This window comes from Nonomuraea diastatica (genome assembly GCF_004349015.1).
Lineage (GTDB): Bacteria > Actinomycetota > Actinomycetes > Streptosporangiales > Streptosporangiaceae > Nonomuraea > Nonomuraea diastatica.
In genome coordinates, this window is record NZ_SMKP01000082.1 from 1 (window position 1) to 19,568 (window position 19,568).

19 protein-coding genes and 1 pseudogene are annotated in these 19,568 nt (G+C 68.2%); 13 read left to right on the plus strand and 7 right to left on the minus strand.

From position 1 onward, the window contains the following. Positions 1–142: pseudogene (locus E1294_RS56080) on the minus strand (inositol-3-phosphate synthase); the annotation flags it as partial. Positions 143–155: 13 nt separating this feature from the next. Next, the gene (locus E1294_RS26790; RefSeq protein ID WP_132512827.1) at positions 156–740 is read right to left on the minus strand and encodes a PadR family transcriptional regulator; all 585 of its coding nucleotides are present in this window, start codon (positions 738–740) and stop codon (positions 156–158) included. 133 nt (positions 741–873) lie between these two features. On the opposite strand from E1294_RS26790, the gene E1294_RS26795 reads away from it, so the two are divergent. The 4 genes from E1294_RS26795 (at position 874) to E1294_RS26810 (ending at position 6,332) form a co-directional block, all read left to right on the plus strand. Beyond that, on the plus strand, positions 874–1,260 hold the full coding sequence (locus E1294_RS26795; RefSeq protein WP_132512759.1) for a DUF5318 family protein: 387 nt from the start codon (positions 874–876) through the stop codon (positions 1,258–1,260). Positions 1,261–1,492: 232 nt separating this feature from the next. Beyond that, positions 1,493–3,952: a transglycosylase domain-containing protein gene (locus tag E1294_RS26800; RefSeq protein ID WP_165977492.1), complete on the plus strand. Its 2,460-nt coding sequence runs from the start codon at positions 1,493–1,495 to the stop codon at positions 3,950–3,952. Then, entirely contained in the window at positions 3,949–5,271 is a 1,323-nt protein-coding gene (locus E1294_RS26805) for a glycosyltransferase family 87 protein (protein WP_132512763.1), read from the plus strand. Before E1294_RS26800 ends, E1294_RS26805 begins: the two co-directional genes overlap by 4 nt. After that, positions 5,268–6,332, plus strand: coding sequence for a mannosyltransferase family protein (locus tag E1294_RS26810; RefSeq protein WP_132512765.1), 1,065 nt, complete (start codon positions 5,268–5,270; stop codon positions 6,330–6,332). Before E1294_RS26805 ends, E1294_RS26810 begins: the two co-directional genes overlap by 4 nt. A gap of 62 nt (positions 6,333–6,394) precedes the next feature. Here the strand turns inward: E1294_RS26810 and E1294_RS26815 are convergent, their stop codons facing one another. Beyond that, positions 6,395–7,138, minus strand: coding sequence for a deoxyribonuclease IV (locus tag E1294_RS26815; RefSeq protein WP_181958557.1), 744 nt, complete (start codon positions 7,136–7,138; stop codon positions 6,395–6,397). 72 nt (positions 7,139–7,210) lie between these two features. On the opposite strand from E1294_RS26815, the gene E1294_RS26820 reads away from it, so the two are divergent. Beyond that, on the plus strand, positions 7,211–7,390 hold the full coding sequence (locus E1294_RS26820) for a hypothetical protein (RefSeq protein WP_132512767.1): 180 nt from the start codon (positions 7,211–7,213) through the stop codon (positions 7,388–7,390). Positions 7,391–7,450: 60 nt separating this feature from the next. Here the strand turns inward: E1294_RS26820 and E1294_RS26825 are convergent, their stop codons facing one another. Continuing rightward, complete coding sequence (locus E1294_RS26825) at positions 7,451–7,768, minus strand: hypothetical protein (protein ID WP_246083305.1); 318 nt, start codon at positions 7,766–7,768, stop codon at positions 7,451–7,453. 191 nt (positions 7,769–7,959) lie between these two features. On the opposite strand from E1294_RS26825, the gene rpsF reads away from it, so the two are divergent. The 7 genes from rpsF (at position 7,960) to E1294_RS26860 (ending at position 12,371) form a co-directional block, all read left to right on the plus strand. Then, complete coding sequence (gene rpsF, locus E1294_RS26830; RefSeq protein WP_026214314.1) at positions 7,960–8,250, plus strand: 30S ribosomal protein S6; 291 nt, start codon at positions 7,960–7,962, stop codon at positions 8,248–8,250. An 89-nt stretch (positions 8,251–8,339) separates the two neighbouring features. After that, a complete protein-coding gene (locus E1294_RS26835; RefSeq protein WP_132512769.1) occupies positions 8,340–8,885 on the plus strand; it encodes a single-stranded DNA-binding protein in 546 nt (181 codons plus the stop codon). 71 nt (positions 8,886–8,956) lie between these two features. Beyond that, the gene (rpsR, locus tag E1294_RS26840; protein ID WP_020543048.1) at positions 8,957–9,193 is read left to right on the plus strand and encodes a 30S ribosomal protein S18; all 237 of its coding nucleotides are present in this window, start codon (positions 8,957–8,959) and stop codon (positions 9,191–9,193) included. A gap of 14 nt (positions 9,194–9,207) precedes the next feature. Continuing rightward, positions 9,208–9,654, plus strand: coding sequence for a 50S ribosomal protein L9 (gene rplI, locus E1294_RS26845; protein WP_132512771.1), 447 nt, complete (start codon positions 9,208–9,210; stop codon positions 9,652–9,654). A gap of 278 nt (positions 9,655–9,932) precedes the next feature. Next, complete coding sequence (locus E1294_RS26850) at positions 9,933–10,784, plus strand: ABC transporter substrate-binding protein (RefSeq protein ID WP_132512773.1); 852 nt, start codon at positions 9,933–9,935, stop codon at positions 10,782–10,784. 7 nt (positions 10,785–10,791) lie between these two features. After that, positions 10,792–11,631 (plus strand): amino acid ABC transporter permease, encoded by an 840-nt coding sequence (locus E1294_RS26855; protein WP_132512775.1) that lies wholly within the window; start codon positions 10,792–10,794, stop codon positions 11,629–11,631. Next, positions 11,628–12,371, plus strand: a complete 744-nt coding sequence (locus E1294_RS26860) for an amino acid ABC transporter ATP-binding protein (RefSeq protein ID WP_165977493.1) — start codon at positions 11,628–11,630, stop codon at positions 12,369–12,371. Before E1294_RS26855 ends, E1294_RS26860 begins: the two co-directional genes overlap by 4 nt. A 1-nt stretch (position 12,372) precedes the next feature. On the opposite strand, the gene E1294_RS26865 is transcribed toward E1294_RS26860, so the two are convergent. Next, the gene (locus tag E1294_RS26865; protein WP_246083306.1) at positions 12,373–13,845 is read right to left on the minus strand and encodes an APC family permease; all 1,473 of its coding nucleotides are present in this window, start codon (positions 13,843–13,845) and stop codon (positions 12,373–12,375) included. A gap of 65 nt (positions 13,846–13,910) precedes the next feature. Beyond that, complete coding sequence (locus E1294_RS26870) at positions 13,911–15,212, minus strand: MATE family efflux transporter (RefSeq protein WP_132512777.1); 1,302 nt, start codon at positions 15,210–15,212, stop codon at positions 13,911–13,913. A 281-nt stretch (positions 15,213–15,493) separates the two neighbouring features. On the opposite strand from E1294_RS26870, the gene dnaB reads away from it, so the two are divergent. After that, positions 15,494–18,352, plus strand: a complete 2,859-nt coding sequence (gene dnaB / locus E1294_RS26875; RefSeq protein ID WP_132512779.1) for a replicative DNA helicase — start codon at positions 15,494–15,496, stop codon at positions 18,350–18,352. A 36-nt stretch (positions 18,353–18,388) separates the two neighbouring features. Here the strand turns inward: dnaB and E1294_RS26880 are convergent, their stop codons facing one another. Further along, positions 18,389–19,567 (minus strand): GDSL-type esterase/lipase family protein, encoded by a 1,179-nt coding sequence (locus tag E1294_RS26880; RefSeq protein ID WP_132512781.1) that lies wholly within the window; start codon positions 19,565–19,567, stop codon positions 18,389–18,391. Between the last annotated feature and the right edge of the window lies 1 nt (position 19,568).

Sequence of the window (19,568 nt, forward strand, 5' to 3'; positions counted from 1 at the left end):
CGACGTGGTAGTCGCCGAACTTCACGTGCATCAGGCCCGGGACCCGAACGTCCGGGTCGGCGTCCTTGTAATAGTGAACGCCCTGGACCAGCGACGACGCGCAGTTGCCGACACCGACAATGGCCACGCGAACCGAACCCATCGCACTCGCTCCCTTACTCATCAGTTGACGTGGTGTCTCTTCCGGGCTCTTCCGAGGCCCGGCGCTCCGTTGCGATCAGCTCGTTGAGCCAGCGCACCTCGCGCTCCACCGACTCGAGCCCGTGACGTTGCAGCTCGAGCGTGTAGCTGTCGAGGCGCTCCCTGGTGCGCGCCAGCGCCGTGCGCACCGCGTCGAGCCGCTCTTCCAGCCGGCTGCGGCGGCCTTCGAGAATGCGCAGACGGACTTCGGCCTCGGTGTGCCGGAAGAAAGCGAAATGCACACCGAAGCTCTCGTCCTCCCATGCGGAAGGACCTGCCTGGGTGAGCATGTCCTGCAGGCGTTCCTTGCCCTCGGCGGTCAGTTTGTAGACGATCTTCGACCGGCCGCCGACGATCGTGGCGGGAGCGGGTTGCTCCTCCGCGATGAGGCCCTGGGCCAATAGTGATCGCAGACAGGGGTACAGCGACCCGTAGGAGAACGCACGGAACATCCCCAGCAGGGCGTTGAGCCGTTTGCGCAGCTCGTAGCCGTGTAGCGGCGTCTCGTGCAGCGACCCGAGCACGGCCAGTTCCAAGACTCTGCCCTGTCCGCTGGCCATGGGAACCGCCCCCTCTCGCGTCGATGTATCGAGCCGATACATCTTGAGGATACGTCGGAGCGCTATATCGCCGCAATCTATGAATCCGCCGAGTCGTTGGGACGGACACTCAAAACGCCGTAGTCTGGCGCTCATGTGGTCACAGCGAAGGGTGGTGGATTACGGTCTCGCGAAGAGAGCGGCAGTCCGCTCCCTGCGTTCCGGGCGAGCTTCGCGCGGTGACGTCTGTGACGCACAGCCCTACCTCCTTCGCGCCGCACGCCACTTCGGCGAGCCGACCGAACGTCCCTGCCCGGTCTGCGAAAGGGAGAACGTCACCCATGTGACTTATGTTTACGGTGAGTGCCTCGGGCGTCATGCCGGCCAGGCAAAAGTCACATCAGAGCTCATAGCCATGGCTCATGATTACGATGAGTTCCGGGTGTACGTTGTCGAGGTCTGCCAAGGTTGTTCCTGGAACCACTTGACGGTTTCGTACGTACTCGGGAACGGACCGCCTGACCTCGTCGGCCAAGCGTGAAGACCGAGGGCGGCGAGGAGCCTCACGCCCTACCGCCGTTTCAGTTCCGACGACGTTGCGAGGACGTGTGAGTAACAGCATGAATGAGGGGACGGCACGCCAGGGAAGGCGCCGTCGTTCCAGCTCATCCCGTTCTGTGCCCCAAAGTTCCTCTCGCCAAACCGGCGGACCCGGCTGGGGCGAGGCACCGGCGGATCGACGTCCTGAGGCGGCGTACGAGCAGACCGGGGCCATGGCCGCACAGCCTTACGACGAGCCTCCCAGACGCGGCGACCCGGCGGGCGAGCGCGGCGACCAGCCGCCGCCGCGCTCCCGCTCCCGTTCCCGCGAGGAGTCGCGCACGCTCGGTAACCAGGAGACCATGGTCAGCGACGCGCCGCGGCGCCGCAGAAGGGGGCAGGGCGGGCCGCCCGAGCCCCCAGGACCGCCCGTCAAGAAGGGCGGCGGCCGGGGCGGCTGGCGCAGGTTCGTGCCGAGCTGGAAAGTCGTCGTCGCCGGCATCGTGGTGCTCGCGGCCGGCATGTTCGGCATGGTCATGGTGGCGTACGCCAACACGCCGGTGCCGACGACCGTGCAGGCCGAGGCGACCGCGCAGCAGAGCATCATCTACTACAACGACGGCAAGACCGAGATCGCCAGGCTGGGCATGCCGCGCGAGAGCGTCGAGATCAACGAGATGGCCGACAGCGTCAAGGACGCCGCGATCGCCATCGAGAACGACACGTTCTACGAGGACTCCGGCATCTCCTTCTCCGGCATGGCGCGCTCGGTGTGGATGACCGCGACCGGGCAGCAGCTGCAGGGCGCCTCGACCATCACCCAGCAGATGGCCCGCGGTTACTACGACGGCCTCAGCCAGGAAGTGTCCATCGAACGAAAGATCAAGGAGATCTTCGTCGCGGTCAAGCTCGACGACACGCTGACCAAGGACGAGATCCTGCGCAACTATCTCAACACCGTCAACTTCGGCCGCGCGTACGGCGTCCAGGCCGCCGCGCGGGCGTACTTCGGCAAGAAGATGACCGCCGCGAAGTTGTCCCCCGTGCAGGGCGCCTACCTCGCCGCGCGGATCCAGCAGCCGGCCTGGGAACCCGATGCCGACGGGCTGAAATACCGCTTCGGCGAAGTCATCAAGAGGATGGCCGAGCTCTGGCCGGAGAAGTACGGTCAGCTCCCGAAGACCGCGGAGTTCCCCAAGACGAAGAAGGCCAACACCAGCAATTCCCTGGGCGGTGACAGGGGCTACATGGTGAAGCAGGTGCTCGACGAGCTGGAGTCCCGCGGCCTGACCCGCGACGAGGTCGAGAGCGGCGGCTACAAGATCACCTCGACCTTCGACAGGAAACTGATGAAGGCCGCCCGGCAGACGATGAAGACCACGATGCAGGGCATGTCGAAGGAGTTCCACGGCGGCCTGGCGGCCGTCAACCCGAAGAACGGCCGCGTGCTCGCCTTCTACGGCGGCGAAAACTACGTCAACGACCCGTGGAATGAGGCCTTCGAGTCGAAGAAGCAGGCCGCGTCGGCGTTCAAGCCGTACGTGCTGGCGGCCTGGCTGCAGGCCGGATATTCGCTCAAGAGCTTCGTGCCGGGCAACCAGACCGTGCCGAAGGAGCTGCCGGGCCAGCAGGAGGGCGGCATCACCAACAGCCACAACGTCGGCAGGGCCGTCGACGTCGTCAAGGCGACCGCCCAGTCGGTCAACACCGCCTTCGTCTCCATGGCCTACGCGCTGCCCAACCAGCTCGACGACGTGAAGAATCTCGTCGTGGCGGCCGGGTTCAACCCGAAGGTCATGGAAGCCGACATCGAGGAACACCAGTACCAGTTCGCCATCGGCAGTGCCCCGGTGACGCCCGTCGAGCAGGCGGCCGGCTACTCCATCTTCGCCAACGCCGGGAAATACACCCGCTACCACGTCGTGCAGAAGGTCGAGCAGAACAACCAGGTCGCCTATCCCGAGCAGCAGATCACCAAGTCGGTCATCGACCCCGGCGTCGCCGCCGACTCCACCGTAGCCATGGCGGAGGTGCTGCGCAGCGGCACCGCGGCGGGCAAGGGTCTGGGCAACAGGCCTGCCGCCGGCAAGACCGGCACCAACAACGACGAGAACGGCGCCTGGTTCGTCGGCTACACGCCGCAGATCTCCACCGCCGTCGGGTTCTACCGCGAGCAGTGCAGGACGAAGAGCGGCAAGGTCGTCCCGCCGATCCACTCCAACTGCCCCATCACGCCCAAGGGCAAGGCGAGCAAGAAGTACGACCTCAACAACCCGTACACCAGACCGTTCGAGGTGTCCCTGGGCTTCGAAGGCGCAGGTCCGCCCACGATCGCCTGGCAACGTTTCATGCTGGCCGCGCACGAGGGCAAGCCGGTCGAGCAGTTCCCCGAGAAGGCCGAGATCGGCACGCCGGAGAACATCGTCCCGAGCCCGACGCCCACGCCGACGACGACGCCGGACAACCCGTTCGACAACGGTGACAACCCCTTCGACGACGAGAGCGGCGACGATCCCGACTGCCTCATCGGCTGCGACGGCGACACCGGCGACGAGCCCACCATCGACGATCCGCCGCCGGCCGACGACGGGTTCCCCGAGATCGACGACCCGAACGTGGCGGGCGGCGACACCGGGCCCGACCGGAGAGGCGGAGGCCAGGGGCCGGTCAACGGCAGGCTTGAGGACCAATGACGAGCACGGAGGTGCGCTCGCCGCTGGTGGCGCGCGCCATCCCGTACCTTCCCCTGGGGCTGTTCGCGGCCCTGGGGGCGTCTCTCGCGTACGTCGTGCGGCTGCCGTGCCGCACCGGCGGCTGGAACGACCAGATCTCGACGTACACGAACTTCTGCTACACCGACATCTACCCGCTCTACTTCGACAGGCAGCTGGCCACCCAGAACCCCTACTTCGCCGATGTGCCGTTCGACAAGCAGGTCGAATACCCGGTGGTACTGGGTGAGGTCATGCAGGCGTTCAGCTGGATCGCCCGGTGGCTGGAGCCCGACCAGGTCGCGCAGGCGGTCAGGTTCTACGACCTGACGGTCATCCTGCTCGGCGTCTCCCTCGTGGCCGGCGTGCTGCTGATGGCCGCGGTGGCCGGGCCCACGCGGCGGTGGGACCCGCTCTGGTACGCCGTCGCGCCCGCCGTGGTGCTGGCCGCGTACATCAACTGGGACCTCATCGCGGGCGCGCTGTCCATGGGCATGCTGCTGGCCTGGGCACGAAAGCGGCAGGTGCTGGCCGGGGTGCTGCTCGGGCTGGCGATCGCCACGAAGTTCTATCCGCTGATGTTCGTGGGCGCGTTGTTCCTGCTCACCTGGCGCACGGGGCGATGGCGGCCGTTCCTGGTCACCATGGGCTCGGCGGCCGGCGCGTGGCTCGTGGTCAACCTGCCGTTCATGGTCTTCGCGTGGGACGGCTGGCGCCGGTTCTACGTCTTTTCCCAGGAACGCGGCGTCGACTGGGGCTCGCCGTGGTTGTTCTTCCAGAACAAGGGCTGGCCGGTCCTGGGCGAGGCCGACGTCAGCACGCTCGGCATGGCGTCGCTGGCCATCCTGTGCTTCGGCATCGCCGTGCTCACGCTGGCCGCGCCGCGGCGGCCGAGGCTGGCGCAGATCTGCTTCCTGGCGCTTGCCGCGTTCATGATAACGAACAAGGTGTGGTCGCCGCAGTTCGTGTTGTGGCTGGTGCCGTTCGCCGTGCTGGCCAGGCCCAACTGGAAGCCGCTGGCGTTGTGGCAGCTCGCCGAGGTGTGGTATTTCGTCGCCATCTGGCTCTACCTGCTCGCGCAGCCGCCGCTCAGCAGGGACGACCTGGGCATCGGCGACGACACGTACTTCACCGCCGTCTGGGGGCGGGTCATCACGATCGGCATCATGATGGCGTTCGTGGTGCGCGACATCCTGCGTCCCGACAAGGACGTGGTGCGGCAGGCCGGGCTCGACGACCAGGCGGGCGGCGTGTTCGCCGGCGCGCGTGACCGCTTCACCTTGGCCTCCATCGCCCGATGATCACACGCTCGTCCGGCCGGGACGCGCTGCTGCTCTGGTGCGGCTCGCGGGCCGGGCTCCTGCTGGCGACCGTGCTCGGCGTGACACTGGGCGAATATCTGGACAAGTGGCGTAAGTGGGATGCCACGCTGTTCATCACGATCGCCCAGTACGGCTACGACGGCGAGCCGGGCAAACCGGTGGACGAAGGGCTGCCCGCGTTCTTCCCCGGGCTGCCCGCGGCGCTGCGCATGGTCTACCTGGTCGTCCCCGACTGGGCGGCGGCCGGGCTGCTGGTCTCGCTGGCCGCCGGGGCCGTCGCCATGATGGCGCTGGCCCGGCTGGCCGAGTTCGAGGGCGCCTCCGGCTGGATGGCGGTGCTGGCACTGCTGCTCTTCCCGATGGCGGTGTTCCTGGCCGCGGGCTACAGCGAGTCGCTCTTCCTGGCCTTCGCCATCCCCGCGTGGCTGGCCGCCAGGCAGGGGCGCTGGCCTGCGGCGGCGCTGCTGGCCGTGGGCGCCTCCTGCGTGCGGATCACCGGGCTGTTCCTGGCGGTCGCCCTCATCGTGGAGTTCGTCACGAAGAAGGAGGCGCCGCGCCGGGCTGGGTGGCTGGTGGTGCCCCTCGTCCCGCTGGTGGCGTACTCGTCCTACCACTACAGCAGGACGGGTGACTGGCTGGCCTGGAAGCACGCGCAGGAGACCGGGTGGGGGCGCGACTTCGTGTGGCCGTGGGAGGCGTGGCAGACGACCTGGCACTCCGCCATGGGCGCCGACGACTTCGCGGTGGCCTTCAGGATGGAGATCGTGGGGGCCGTGGTGGCCGTCGCGGCGCTGGTCTGGCTGCTCGTGTTGCGCCGGTGGAGCGAGCTGGTCTACACGGGGGCGCAGGCGGCGGCGCTGATGACGTCGGCGTACTATCTCTCGATCCCGCGCTCGCTGTTGTTGTGGTTTCCGGTGTGGGTGCTGGTCGCCAAGGTCATGACCAGGAAGGCATGGGTGCTGGCCCTCTATGTCCTGATTTCGGGGCCGCTCATGCTGGTCAACGCCGCCCGGTTCCTTGATGGCGCGTGGGCGGGCTGATCTTTCTACCCCCTTTCTTTCCTCGGTAATCCAGGGAAGTTATCCACAGGCTGTGTGTTTCCCTAGAGGTTCTTCCTCAGGAAGGCGATGTCGTCGGCCTGGCCCTCGGCCGGCGTCTCCACCACGACAGGCGCCGCGGCCGCCCGGCAGACCGCCAGGATCAGCTCCGGGTCGATATTCCCCTTGCCCAGGTTGGCGTGGCGGTCGGCGCCGGAGTCGAAGGCGTCGCGGGAGTCGTTGCAGTGGACCAGATCGATCCGGCCGGTGATGGCCTTGACCCGGTCGACCAGGTCGACCAACTCCTCGCCGCCCGCGTGGGCGTGGCAGGTGTCGAGGCAGAAGCCCACGTCGAACCCGTCGAGCGCGTCCCACAGCCGGGCGATGCGCTCCAGCTTGCGCGCCATCGCGTTGCCGCCGCCCGCGGTGTTCTCGATCAGCACGGGGATGGGGCACTCCATGCGCTCGAACACCTTGCGCCAGTTGTCGAACCCGGCCTGGGGGTCGTCGTCCTTGCCGACATGACCGCCGTGCACGATCAGGCCCTTGGCGCCGATCCCCGCGGCCGCCGTGACGTGCTGCTGCAGCAGCTTGCGGCTCGGGATCCTGATGCGGTTGTTGGTGGTGGCCACGTTGACGAGGTAGGGGGCGTGGATGTAGATGTCGACGCCCTTGACCGGTTTGGCGGGCAGCACGGGCTTCTTGTAGCCCTGGGGGTCGCCGAGGAAGAACTGCACCACCTCCGCCCCGACCTCCTCGGCGTGAGCGGCGGGGTCGTCCTGGTCGACGTGAGCTCCGATGCGCACCATGTCACCGAGCTTATCCGTTTGGCCAGGGCGCGCCGGGGAAGTCGCCTGGCACCCCCGATCCGAGGAGAAACCATGAGCCGCTGGCGCTTACGAGCGCTGATCATCGTGATCTACGTGGCCATCGGCATATACGTCGCATGGGTCTACGACTACATCACCCCAGGACTCCTCAAGGATCTCGCCGAGGCGCTGCTCTCCGTCTTCCTCTGGTTCCTGGTGCTGCTCGGGATAGACCTGCACATCAGCGGATAAGCCCATATAGAGCAACGGCCCCAGGCGCGGGCGCCGGGGGCCGTTGCTCTTGCGAAGGGCTCACGGATGCGGGAGGAAGCCGCCGTGGGCGATGCCGAGCGCGGCACCCACGAACGCCCCCACGAGCCCGACGACGTTCAGCGTGCGCTGCGGCGTGGTCGCCGAGACGTACTGAGAGTAGAGACCGACGCCGAACCCCAGCGTGCCGAACCAGGACGCGATCATGTGCGCGGAGTCCCAGAACGTCGCCACGAACGCCACCACGCCGCAGACCAGTGTGACGACGGCCAGGGTGTTCTCCATCGGGTGCGAACGTCCGTCGGTGTTGAGCGTGAGACGGAACCGCTCCTGTTCGGAGGGCTGAAGCACATGTGGCACAATCACCACCCCCTCGGTTTCCTAAAGGCTTTCCCACCTTGTCGATGCTGGTAACCTTGGGCACGCTGCGTCGTGATGGATGACCCATCACCCCCGGGCGCCGAAAGGGGCGTCAGGGCTCAGACGTCAGCGTCCTCCTGTCACGGCAGAGTGTCGTGACCGCAAGAGTCCAGAGGAGGTTGGAGTCCCGCATGCGTCGTTACGAAGTAATGGTCATTCTGGACCCTTCGCTCGATGAGCGCACCGTCGCGCCGTCCCTCGACCAGTTCCTCACCGTGGTCCGCAACGACGGTGGCACCGTGGAGAAGGTCGACGTCTGGGGCCGTCGCCGTCTCGCCTACGACATCGACAAGAAGTCCGAAGGCATCTACGCCGTCATCGACCTGTCCGCGGAGCCCGCGACGGTCAAGGAGCTCGACCGGCAGATGAACCTCAACGAGGGCATCCTCCGCACCAAGGTCCTGCGTCCCGACGTGCACTGAGCAAGCTCGTTGCCCGGCATTTTGTCGGGCGGCGGCCGTAGTCTGAGCCGAAACCCAAGCGAAGGCGTGCAGGAAGGCGAGCGCTAGCCATGGCAGCAGGCGACACCGTAATCACCCTTGTCGGCAACCTTGTCGACGACCCGGAGCTGCGCTTCACCCCGACGGGGCAAGCGGTGGCTCGATTCCGCATCGCATCCACTCCGCGGTATATGGATCGTCAGACCAACGAGTGGAAAGACGGCGAGAGCCTCTTCCTGACCTGCAACGTGTGGCGGCAGGCGGCGGAGAACGCCGCCGAGAGCCTCCAGCGCGGCATGCGGGTCATCGTGCAGGGGCGGCTCAAGCAGCGGTCCTACGAGACCAAGGAAGGCGAGAAGCGCACGGTCTACGAGGTCGAGGTCGACGAGGTCGGCCCGTCCCTGCGCAACGCCACCGCCAAGGTCAACCGCACCTCCCGCCAGGGTGGGGGCGGCGGCTTCGGCGGCGGCCCGGCCGACGACCCGTGGGCCTCCGCGACGCCCGCCCCGCCCCAGGGCGGCGGCGGTGGCGGCGGCGGCTTCGGTGGCGGAGGCGGCCAGCAGGGCGGCGGCTTCGGCGGCGGCGGCAACGACTTCAGCGACGAACCGCCTTTCTAACACCCAAGATCCGCGCAAGCGGATGACTGTCCATTCCCGCCCTGGTGCGGGGCTCTGAGAGGAGCACCACGATGGCCAAGCCGGCACTGCGCAAGCCCAAGAAGAAGGTTTGCCTGTTCTGCCATGACAAGATCTCCTACGTCGACTACAAGGACACGGCGCTGCTGCGGAAGTTCATCTCCGACCGCGGCAAGATCCGTGCCCGCCGGGTGACGGGCAACTGCACCCAGCACCAGCGCGACGTGGCGACCGCTATCAAGAACGCCCGTGAGGTGGCCCTGCTGCCTTACACGAGCACGGCGCGCTAAGGAGGCATGTCGACATGAAGCTCATCCTCACCAACGAGGTCTCCGGCCTCGGCACCCCTGGCGACGTCGTCGAGGTGAAGGACGGCTACGGCCGTAACTACCTCATCCCGCGCGGCTACGCCATGCGCTGGACGCGCGGCGCCGAGAAGCAGATCGAGACCATCAGGAAGGCCCGCGACGCTCGCGAGATCCGCGACCTCGGCACCGCCAAGGAGGTCGCCGGCCAGCTCGGCGCCCTGCGCGTGCGCCTGGCCACCCGGGCCGGCGAGTCCGGCCGCCTGTTCGGCTCGATCACCACGGGCGACATCGCCGAGGCCGTCAAGGCCGCCGGCGGCCCGATCATCGACCGCCGCCGCATCGAGATCGTCAATGCGATCAAGAGCGTCGGCTCGCACAAGGTCACCGTCAAGCTGCACCCCGAGGTGTCCGCTTCGATCGACGTCGAGGTCGTCGCAGGCTGACCTGCTCGCAGAGGCCCCTCTCCCGATGCCGCGGAGGGGGGCTTTCGCTTTCCCGCCGCACAGCGCCCTTTCCGTTACGCGCTGCGTGGGCCCGCCACCCGCCGCACTCCGGCTGAGGGCCCTCCAGGAAACGGCCTCTGACCCGTCACCGGCCGAGCGCCGTGAAGCGAGCTCACGTGGCCCGATTGCCGTGGTACAGGGGACCCGTGGGCGATATTCCCTATTTGGGCAGCGTAGAATGCCGTCGTTCTTTCGCACGTCCCCCTGGAGGCTCGGCCATGGCCCGTCCCTTGATGCTGCTCGCGCTCGCGGTGGCGGTCGTTGGTTGCGCACCCGCCGACGACACGGCCACCACGGCCGCCCCGACCGGGTCCACCGCCTGTGCCAAGGAGCAACTCCAGCTCGTCAACCCCGGCAAGCTGACCGTCGGCACCGACAAACCAGCCTACGAGCCGTGGTTCAAGGACGACGACCCGAGCAACGGGCAGGGTTTCGAGAGCGCGGTGGCGTTCGCCGTGGCGGGTGAGCTCGGCTTCGACCGCACCGAGGTGCAGTGGAGCACGGTCAAGTTCGACTCGGCGTTCGCCCCGGGGAAGAAGCAGTTCGACTTCGACGTCAACCAGGTCTCGATCACGCCTGACCGGGCCAAGGCGGTCGACTTCAGCAACGGCTACTACACGGTCAAGCAGGCCGTCGTGGCGGTCGACGGAAGCAAGGTGGCCGGGGCGAAGAGCCTGGCCGAGCTGAAGGACGCGAAGATCGGCGTACAGGTGGGGACGACCTCGCTTGAGGCGGTCAAGAGCGTCATCCAGCCCAGCGATGACCCCAACGTCTACAACGAGCAGGTCGACGCCGTGAACGCGCTGAAGAACAAGCAGGTCGACGCGATCGTCGTCGACCTGCCCACGGCGTTCTACGTGACGGCCGCGCAGGTGGAGAACTCCAAGATCGTGGGCCAGTTCAGCTCGACGGGCGGCACGCCTGAGGAGTTCGGGCTGGTCATGGAGAAGGGCAGCGCGCTCAAGTCCTGCGTGGACCGGGCGGTGGACGCGCTGAAGTCGAAGGGCGAGCTGGCCAAGATCGAGCAGCAGTGGCTCGGCTCGGCGGCGGGCGCGCCCGAGCTGAAGTGATCCCTCGGTGAGCGAGTGGGTCACGTCGGAGCGGCAGGCCGAGCGCGAGCGCATCCGCAGGTCGCGGGGCCGCCGCACGGCCTCCATCGCGACGGCTTCGACGGTCGTCTTCGTCGTCCTGGTCGCGTGGGTCGTCACGCGCTCGCCGGGCTGGCCGCGGGTGGAGGAGACGTTCTTCGACTTCGGCCAGTTCCGCGAGGCGCTGCCCGACGTGCTGAGCGGGTTCCTGCTCAACATCAAGATCTTTCTGATCGCCGAGCCGCTGATCCTGATCGTGGGGCTGCTCGTGGCGCTGGCCAGGGGCATCAGGACGCCCGCGTTCTTCCCGATCCGGGCGCTGGCCACGCTCTACACCGACATCTTCCGCGGCGTGCCGACGATCCTGGTGATCTATCTGGTGGGGTTCGGGCTGCCCGCCCTGAGCCTGCAGGGCATCCCCACCGACCTGGCCACGCTGGGCATCATCGCGCTGACCCTCTCCTACGGCGCGTACGTGGCCGAGGTGTTCCGCTCCGGCATCGAGTCGATCCATCCCAGCCAGGTGGCCGCGGCCCGCTCGCTCGGGCTGAGCCATGCCAAGACCATGCGGTTCGTGGTGTTGCCGCAGGCCACCCGCAGGGTGGTGCCGCCGCTGCTGAACGACTTCGTCTCGCTGCAGAAGGACACGGCGCTGGTGGCCACCATCGGACCGCTGGAGGCCCTCAGGCAGGCGCAGATCCACGCGGCCAGCACGTTCAACTACACGCCCTACCTCGCCGCCGCGCTGCTGTTCATCCTGCTCACCATCCCCATGGCCAGGTTCACCGACCATCTGGCCGCCCGTACGCGCAGGAGGCGTGGCGCATGAGCGTCCTTTCGATCGACGGGGTGTGGAAGTTCTTCGGCGGGCACGGCGTGCTGCGCGGCATCGACCTGGACGTCGACCCGCACGAGGTGGTGAGCCTGATCGGCGCGTCCGGTTCGGGAAAGTCCACGCTGCTGCGCTGCGTCAACCTGCTGGAGACCGTGGACGACGGCACGATCCACCTCGACGGCGAGGAGATCACCGATCCCCGCGTGAACGTCGATGACGTGCGCAAGCGGCTGGGCATCGTGTTCCAGGCGTTCAACCTGTTCCCGCACATGACCGTGCTCGACAACGTCACGCTGGCGCCCCGGCAGGTGCACCGGGTGGCCAGGGGAGAGGCGGAGGAGCAGGCGCACGACCTGCTGGCCAGGTTCGGACTGGCGGACAAGGCGCGGGCCTACCCCGACCAGCTCTCCGGCGGCCAGCAGCAGCGGGTGGCCATCATCAGGGCGCTGGCCACCCAGCCGCGGCTGATGCTGCTCGACGAGGTCACCTCGGCGCTGGACCCCGAGCTGGTGGTCGAGGTGCTGGGCATCATCAGGGAGCTCAAGGAGTCGGGCATGACGATGATCCTCACCACTCACGAGATGGGCTTCTGCCGCGACATCTCCGACACGGTGTGCTTCCTCGACGGGGGCGTGCTGCTGGAGAAGGGGCCGGCCGAGAAGATCTTCACCGAGCCGGAGAACGCGCGTACCCGGGAGTTCCTGCGCAGCGTGCTCGAATCGGGCCGGTTCTGAGTCAGCGCCGGTGCCGCCCGCGTGGCGGCTCGACCGGGTCGCGGGGCCGGGCCAGCAGGCTGTGGCGGCGGCCGTACGCGAGGTAGACCAGCAGGCCGAAGGCCATCCACAGGACGAACCACGCCCAGGTCAGCACCCGCAGGTTGACCATGAGCCAGAGGGTGGCCACCAGCGAGAGCGCGGGCAGCAGCGGCGAGAGCGGCACCTTGAACCCGCGCTCCAGGCCGGGCATGCGCCGCCGCATCACGATCACCCCCGCCGAGACGAACAAGAAGGCGAACAGCGCACCGATCACCACGAGCTCCTGCATCGTGAGCACCGGCACGAACTCCGCCAGCATGATCGCCACGAACCCGATCAGCAGCGTCACCCTGGTGGGCGTGTGGTAACGGCGGCTGACGGACGCCAGGCCCCGGGGGATCAGCCCGTCGCGGGCCATCGAGAACAACACCCGGGTCTGCCCCACGATCAGCACCAGGATCACGGTCGTCAGACCGAGCACCGCGCCCACGTCGATGACGTGCACCATCCAGTCGACGCCCGCCGCACGGAACGCGCTGGACAGCGGCGCCTCCACCGAGATCCGCGTGTAGGAGACCATGCCCACCATGACCAGGGCGACCGCGAGGTAGATGACCGTGGTGAGCACCAGGCTGCGGATCATGCCCTTGGGCACGGCCCTGGAGGCGTTGACGGTCTCCTCTGCCGCGGTGGCGAGCACGTCGAACCCGATGTACGCGAACGCGATGGCCGAGGCCGCCGCGAAGATGCCGAACCAGCCGAACGCCTGGCTCTGCCCGACCGCGATCTCCAGCACGGTGGCCGGCGGGGTCGGCAGCGTCGTGGGCGGCACGTGGAACTCGCCGATGTTCGCCACGTCGACCTGGGTCAGGCCCACGACGATGACCGCGCCGACGGCCAGCAGCTTGGCCGACACCATGATCCACAGTGCCCGCAGCCCGATCCGCGCGCCGAGCGCGACGATGCCGGTGAGCAGCAGCAGGATCACGAGCACCAGCACGTCGCCCACGAGCTCCGCGTTCGGCACACGCACGCCGAAGGCGGCGATGGCTCCGACCGCGATCGCCGCCCACGCCCTGGCCACCACGGCCGCGGCGAACTGCAGCTCCAGGATCAGCGCCCAGCCGATGATCCACGCCCAGACCTCGCCGAAGATGACGTACGTGAAGGTGTAGGCACTGCCGGAGGTCGGCATCGTGGACGCCAGCTCGGCGTAGCACAGGCAGGCGAGCAGGCACGCGATCCCCGCGATCATGAACGAGAGGATCACGCCAGGACCGGCCGTGGTGGCGGCCTGCTGGCCGGCGATGCTGAAGATGCCCGCGCCGATCATCACACCGAAGCCGAGCACCACGAGGTCGGCCGGGCGGTAGACCTCGGCCAGGCTGTGCCGGGCGCCTGTGCGCAGCCCGGTCGCCTCAGAAGGAGGCAGTCGTCGCAGAATCGTGGACACGGAACACCCCTCGGGGACCTCGCCCACCATGTCTCACCACATGGACAACGGCAAGCACGAGCAGGTCACGCCCCGGTCACCAGCCAGGCAGTGCCGGCGGCTCGGCGTACCAGGGTGATCAGGCGTGCGAACATCCACACCCCGAGCGCGCACCAGAGAGCGACCACGCCGAAACCGGCGGCGAGGAGGGCGGCAGGCAGGTAGGCCAGCGTCGTCCACACCCCCGCCCACGCGAGGTAACGCTGGTCACCCGCGCCGATCAGCACGCCGTCCAGCACGAACACCACCCCGCACACCGGCTGGAACAAGGCCACCGGCCACAACACGGCCAGCAGCAGCGCGGTGACCGCGGGGTCGGCGTCGAACAACCCGGGCAGTAGTGGCCGCGCCGCGATGACCAGCCCGCCGAGGACGATGCCCGACCAAGCGCCCCACTGGACCATGCGCCTGGTCGCGGCCCTGGTGGCGGCTACGTCGCCCGCGCCGAGCGAGCGCCCCGTGATCGCCTGCCCGGCGATGGCGATGGCGTCGAGGGCGAAGGCGAGCATCGTCCACACCTGGGTGGCGATGGCGAACGCGGCCAGCTCGGCCTGGCCCATTCTGGTGGCGACCATGGTGGCCACGAGCAGCGCGGCTCGCAGGCATGCCGTACGGATCAGCAGCGCGAACCCGGCCGTGCCCGCCTGCCTGAGCCCTTCGAGCCGAGGCGTCAGCGCCGTCCCCAGCCGCAGCGCGCCCCTGACCACCACGACGAGATAGACGGCGGCGCCGAGCGTCTGCGCGAGCACGGTGCCCCAGGCCGACCCGGCGATGCCCCACCCCAGCCCCAGCACGAACCACGCGTTGAGCGCCGCGTTCAGCCCGAACGAGCCCACGGCCACCGCCAGCGGCGTGACCGTGTCCTGCAGGCCGCGCAGCACGCCCGTGCCCGCCAGCACGACCAGCATCCCGGGCGCGCCTAGCAGGCTGATCCGCAGGTACGTCACCGCCTGCGCGCTCTGCTCCTGCGCCGCTCCGAACACCTCCACGATGGCCGGTGCGAGCGGCCAGCACACGGCGATCAGCGCGACGCCGATGCCCAGCGCCAGCCAGATCCCGTCCACGCCGCTGCGCATGGCCCGCTCGTGGTTGCCGGCGCCCGTCTGCCGAGCCACGGAGGCCGTGGTGCCGTAGGCGAGGAAGACGCACAGGTTGACCAGCGTGGTGAGGACCGCGCCGGCCACGCCCAGCGCGCCCACCGCCGTGGTGCCCAGGCCGTGCCCCACAATGGCGTAGTCGGCCAGCAGGAACAGTGGCTCGGCGACCAGCGCGCCGAACGCGGGCACGGCCAGTCGCAGGATCTCCCGGTCTCTGGAGGTAATGGGCATTGGTCCATTATGGGCCTTACACGGCATGTCGGGGAAACTTTCTTCCCTCCACAGCCGGTGGACGGTCTTCTCCCAGCTCAGGACGGCTTCTGCGGAAATACGAAAGAGTTATCCCCAGCCCCGTCCACAGGCCTTTCACAGGCTGGGGGCGATAGTGCACAGCTTGACCACAAGGTTGTCCACAGGCCACGTTGCCGACTGACCGCGACTCCGCGAAACTGTCAGACCGGTCGACTACAAGTGGGGGTGGTGCGACCGCCTGCGAGGTTCGAGGGGGCGCGGTGAGCATTGACGAAGAGACCGGTGGCGCAGGTCCAGGCTTCGAGCGCACCCCGCCGCACAACATCGACGCGGAGCAGTCGGTGCTCGGCGGCATGCTCCTGTCGAAAGACGCCATCGCCGACGTCGTCGAGATCCTGCGTTCCGACGACTTCTACCGCCCCGCGCACCAGATGGTCTACGACGTCATCACCGACCTCTACGGCCGGGGCGAGCCCGCCGACGCGGTCACCGTCTTCGACGAGCTGCAAAAGCGCGGCGAGATGGCCAGGGTCGGCGGCGCCGCCTACCTCCACACCCTTACGGCCGTCGTCCCCACCGCCGCCAACGCCGGCTACTACGCCAAGATCGTCCGGGAGCAGGCCATCCTCCGCCGCCTCATCGAGGCCGGCACCCGCATCGTCTCCTACGGCTACGGCGGCCAGAACGAAGAGGTCGACGACCTCGTCGACCGCGCCCAGGCCGAGATCTACAAGGTCACCGAGCGCCGCACGTCCGAGGACTACGCGCCGCTGGCCGACATCATGCCCGGCGCCCTCGACGAGCTGGAGGCCATCGGCAGCCGCGGCGGCCAGATGGTCGGTGTGCCCACCGGCTTCCAGGACCTCGACCAGCTCACCAACGGCCTCCACCCCGGCCAGATGATCGTCGTCGCCGCCCGGCCGGCCATCGGCAAGGCGCTCGCGCTCGACACCCCGCTGCCCACGCCTACGGGCTGGACGACGATGGGTGAGGTCAAGGTTGGCGATCAGCTGATCGGAGCCGACGGACGCCCGACGCGGATGGTCGCCGCAACGGACATCATGTACGCCCGGCCGTGCTATGAGGTGGAGTTCAGCGACGGCACCGTGATCGTCGCGGACGCTCAGCACCAGTGGCGCACCACCACCCGCGCGTCCAGGCGGGCCGCGCACGCCGGCCGCGCTCTCTACTGGTCCGACGCAGCGGTACGGCGGGTGGAAGAAGCCTGCCGGTCGGCTTGTACCGAGCCTGACAAGCCGGTCACTCACCGCGAAGCGCTTGTGGTCGTGGGGGAGGAGTTCCGCCATGTCCTGCACACGGTGCAGAAGGAGATCCGGTCCGTCGGCAAGATCCCTGCCCGCGTGGGCAGGCCGATCCGCACCGATTACGTACGACACCTCCCGGCCTATCCGGCGGCGGAGCTTTTCGGAGCCCTCTACGCACGCGTCACGACGCCGAAGCACGCAGCCCTGACGGCAGAGCACAAGAGCGTGGTCACCACCGAGGAGATCGCGGCTTCGTTGCGCTGTGCGTCTGACAACCGGCCCAACCACGCGGTGGCGGTTGCGGCGCCCTTCGATCTCGCGCCACAGGATGTGCCGCTGGCGCCGTACGCGCTCGGGGTTTGGCTCGGTGACGGCGAGAGCGCGGCGGCACGCTTCACCACGACCGATCCGGAGATCATCGCCAATCTGAGGGCCGAAGGGCTGCGCATCACGCGAGCGGGCTCCACCATCACCTATCGCATGAGTCTTCCCGAGCCGGAACCCGCCGGCGTCCGTGCCTGCGTGGTGTGCGGTTCCACGCTCGTCCCGCGGACTGCCGAGGTGCGCACTTGCGGCCGCACCTGTGGAGGCAAGGCGCGATTCGTCTCGGCGCCCGTGGCGGCACCGACGTGTCCTGATTGTGGTCGGCCCACGAGCGGCCTGCGACGTTGTCAGGACTGCCACAGGAATCATGGCACCGTCCAGGGCATTCTGCGTACGCTCGGAGTCCTCCGTGACAAGCACATCCCGCGGGTCTACCTGCGTGGGTCGGAACAGCAGAGGCGTGAACTGCTGGCCGGCCTGCTCGACACTGACGGTTATGTCAGCGCAGCCGGGCAGATCCAGCTCGCGCTGACGAACCGAAGGCTCGCCCATGACGCCCTCGAGCTCATCCTGAGCCTCGGCTACAAGGCCACCATGCGGACGAAGCCGGTCAAGGGCAGGACCGAGGACTCCTCCACCTGCTACATGATCAACTTCACCACTCCTGACAAGGTCTTCCGGCTGTCCCGCAAGGCGTCCAGGCAGGTCGGCACCGCACACCCGACCACGCTGGTCCGCTACATCGTCGACGTCCGCCCTGTCCCATCGCGCCCTGTCCGATGCGTTGAAGTGGACAACGCCGACCACATGTACCTTGCGAGCAGATCATGTATACCGACGCATAACAGCACGCTCGGTCTGGATTTCGCCCGGTCTGCGGCTATTAAGCATGGGATGACCACGGTCATCTTCTCGCTGGAGATGTCCCGTAACGAGATCACCATGCGTCTGCTGTCCGCCGAGGCCCGCGTGGCGCTGCACGCCATGCGCTCCGGCATGATGGGCGACGACGACTGGACCCGCCTGGCCCGCCGGATGAGCGAGGTGGCGGAGGCGCCGCTGTTCATCGACGACTCGCCCAACATGTCGATGATGGAGATCCGGGCCAAGTGCCGGCGGCTCAAACAGCGCAACGACCTCAGGTTCGTGATCATCGACTACCTCCAACTGATGAGCTCGCCGAAGAGGGTCGAGAGCCGCCAGAACGAAGTCTCGGAGATCTCCCGTGCCATCAAGCTGCTGGCCAAGGAGCTCGAGGTCCCCGTCATCGCGATCTCCCAGCTCAACCGAGGCCCCGAACAACGCACCGACAAACGCCCTCAAGTAAGCGATCTGCGCGAAAGTGGTTCTATCGAGCAGGATGCCGACATGGTGATCCTTTTGCACAGGGAAGACGCTTACGAGCGTGAGTCGCCCAGGGCGGGCGAGGCGGACCTGATCGTGGCCAAGCACCGTAACGGCCCCACCGCCACCGTGACGGTGGCGTTCCAGGGCCACTACAGCCGGTTCGTCGACATGGCCCAGCACTAGCGGCTCGCCAAGGGCCGCGCGGCCGGGCCGGTACCGTCAGCCGGTCTTGGCGGCGAAAGGGCCGCCGTCGCCGAAGACCAGCCGCGCGAAGTTCTCGCCGATGCGGCGGTGCCCTGCGGGATCAGGGTGGACCTCGTCGGGCAGCGGGATTTCGGCGTAGTCGGTCTCGCCGTAAAGGTCACGGCCGTCGAGGTAGTGCAGGTTCGGGTCGTCAGCCGTCCGCTGCTCGACGATCCGCGCGAGTTCGTCGCGGATGACGTTCAGCGTCAGGCGCCCGGCGGCGCGCTCGGCCGGATCGCCCGTGGCCTTGAACCGCAAGGTCACGCCGTCGAAGTCGGGTGCGAGCGGGCCGGGGGTGTCCTCCTGGACCGGGCACAGGATGGGCGACACGACCAGCAGTGGAGTGGTCGGATGCCCCTCGCGGACGGTGTCCAGGAAGCCGTGGACCGCAGGGGCGAAGGCGCGCAAACGCATCACGTCGCCGTTGACGACATTGATGCCGAGCTTGACGCTGATCAGGTCCGCGGGGGTGTCGCGCATCGCGCGGGCAGTGAACGGGTCCAGCAGCGCGCTGCCACCGAACCCCAGGTTGACCAGCTCCGCTTCGCCTTGTGCGGCTGCCAGGGCCGGCCAGATCGCGGTCGGGTGGGCGGCGTTCGAGCCGTGGCTGATGGAACTGCCGTGGTGCAGCCACACCCTGCGCCCGCTGTCGCGTGCCGGCTCGACGGGGGCGTCGGTGCGCAAGGCGATCAGCTCGGTGATCTCCGTATGCGGAAGCCAGATCTCGACGTCCTTGTCACCCGCCGGCAGATCGGTGAACCGGGCAGTGCCGGCGGGCCCCTCACGCACGTCGGCGGACTGGGTGACCATGTCGGTGATCGTACGGACTCGGCCGCCGGCCACCGTGGCCTGGGCGGCGAGACGTCCCTCGACCAGCAGGTCGTACACGCCGTCGGCCGGGGGCGGGAAACCTCGGTAGACCCGCTTGGTGGGCAGGGTGTCCAGTTCGATCGTGGTGGCGCGGGTGCGGAAGGACAACCGCACGCCGGAGGCCTGCGCCTCGGCCACGGCCAGTCGGTCGTCGGGGATCTGCCGGCGCGCCCGGGCGGGCAGCCGATGCGGCAGCAGGCCGTGCGCGGTCGCTTCCACGTCGAGGAAACCGCGCAACATGTCCGCGGTGACAGGCGTGGTGATCCAGTCGGGCTCGGTGATCATT

Bases quoted from the DNA above. Each gene is read 5' to 3' on its own strand.
- E1294_RS26800 (WP_165977492.1), top strand. From the start codon at position 1,493: ATGGCCGCACAGCCTTACGACGAGCCTCCCAGACGCGGCGACCCGGCG.
- E1294_RS26870 (WP_132512777.1), bottom strand. From the start codon at position 15,212: ATGCCCATTACCTCCAGAGACCGGGAGATCCTGCGACTGGCCGTGCCC.
- E1294_RS26850 (WP_132512773.1), top strand. From the start codon at position 9,933: ATGGCCCGTCCCTTGATGCTGCTCGCGCTCGCGGTGGCGGTCGTTGGT.
- E1294_RS26835 (WP_132512769.1), top strand. From the start codon at position 8,340: ATGGCAGCAGGCGACACCGTAATCACCCTTGTCGGCAACCTTGTCGAC.
- E1294_RS26810 (WP_132512765.1), top strand. From the start codon at position 5,268: ATGATCACACGCTCGTCCGGCCGGGACGCGCTGCTGCTCTGGTGCGGC.
- E1294_RS26860 (WP_165977493.1), top strand. From the start codon at position 11,628: ATGAGCGTCCTTTCGATCGACGGGGTGTGGAAGTTCTTCGGCGGGCAC.
- E1294_RS26805 (WP_132512763.1), top strand. From the start codon at position 3,949: ATGACGAGCACGGAGGTGCGCTCGCCGCTGGTGGCGCGCGCCATCCCG.
- E1294_RS26815 (WP_181958557.1), bottom strand. From the start codon at position 7,138: ATGGTGCGCATCGGAGCTCACGTCGACCAGGACGACCCCGCCGCTCAC.
- E1294_RS26880 (WP_132512781.1), bottom strand. From the start codon at position 19,567: ATGATCACCGAGCCCGACTGGATCACCACGCCTGTCACCGCGGACATG.
- rpsR (WP_020543048.1), top strand. From the start codon at position 8,957: ATGGCCAAGCCGGCACTGCGCAAGCCCAAGAAGAAGGTTTGCCTGTTC.
- rplI (WP_132512771.1), top strand. From the start codon at position 9,208: ATGAAGCTCATCCTCACCAACGAGGTCTCCGGCCTCGGCACCCCTGGC.
- E1294_RS26820 (WP_132512767.1), top strand. From the start codon at position 7,211: ATGAGCCGCTGGCGCTTACGAGCGCTGATCATCGTGATCTACGTGGCC.
- rpsF (WP_026214314.1), top strand. From the start codon at position 7,960: ATGCGTCGTTACGAAGTAATGGTCATTCTGGACCCTTCGCTCGATGAG.
- E1294_RS26795 (WP_132512759.1), top strand. From the start codon at position 874: ATGTGGTCACAGCGAAGGGTGGTGGATTACGGTCTCGCGAAGAGAGCG.
- E1294_RS26790 (WP_132512827.1), bottom strand. From the start codon at position 740: ATGGCCAGCGGACAGGGCAGAGTCTTGGAACTGGCCGTGCTCGGGTCG.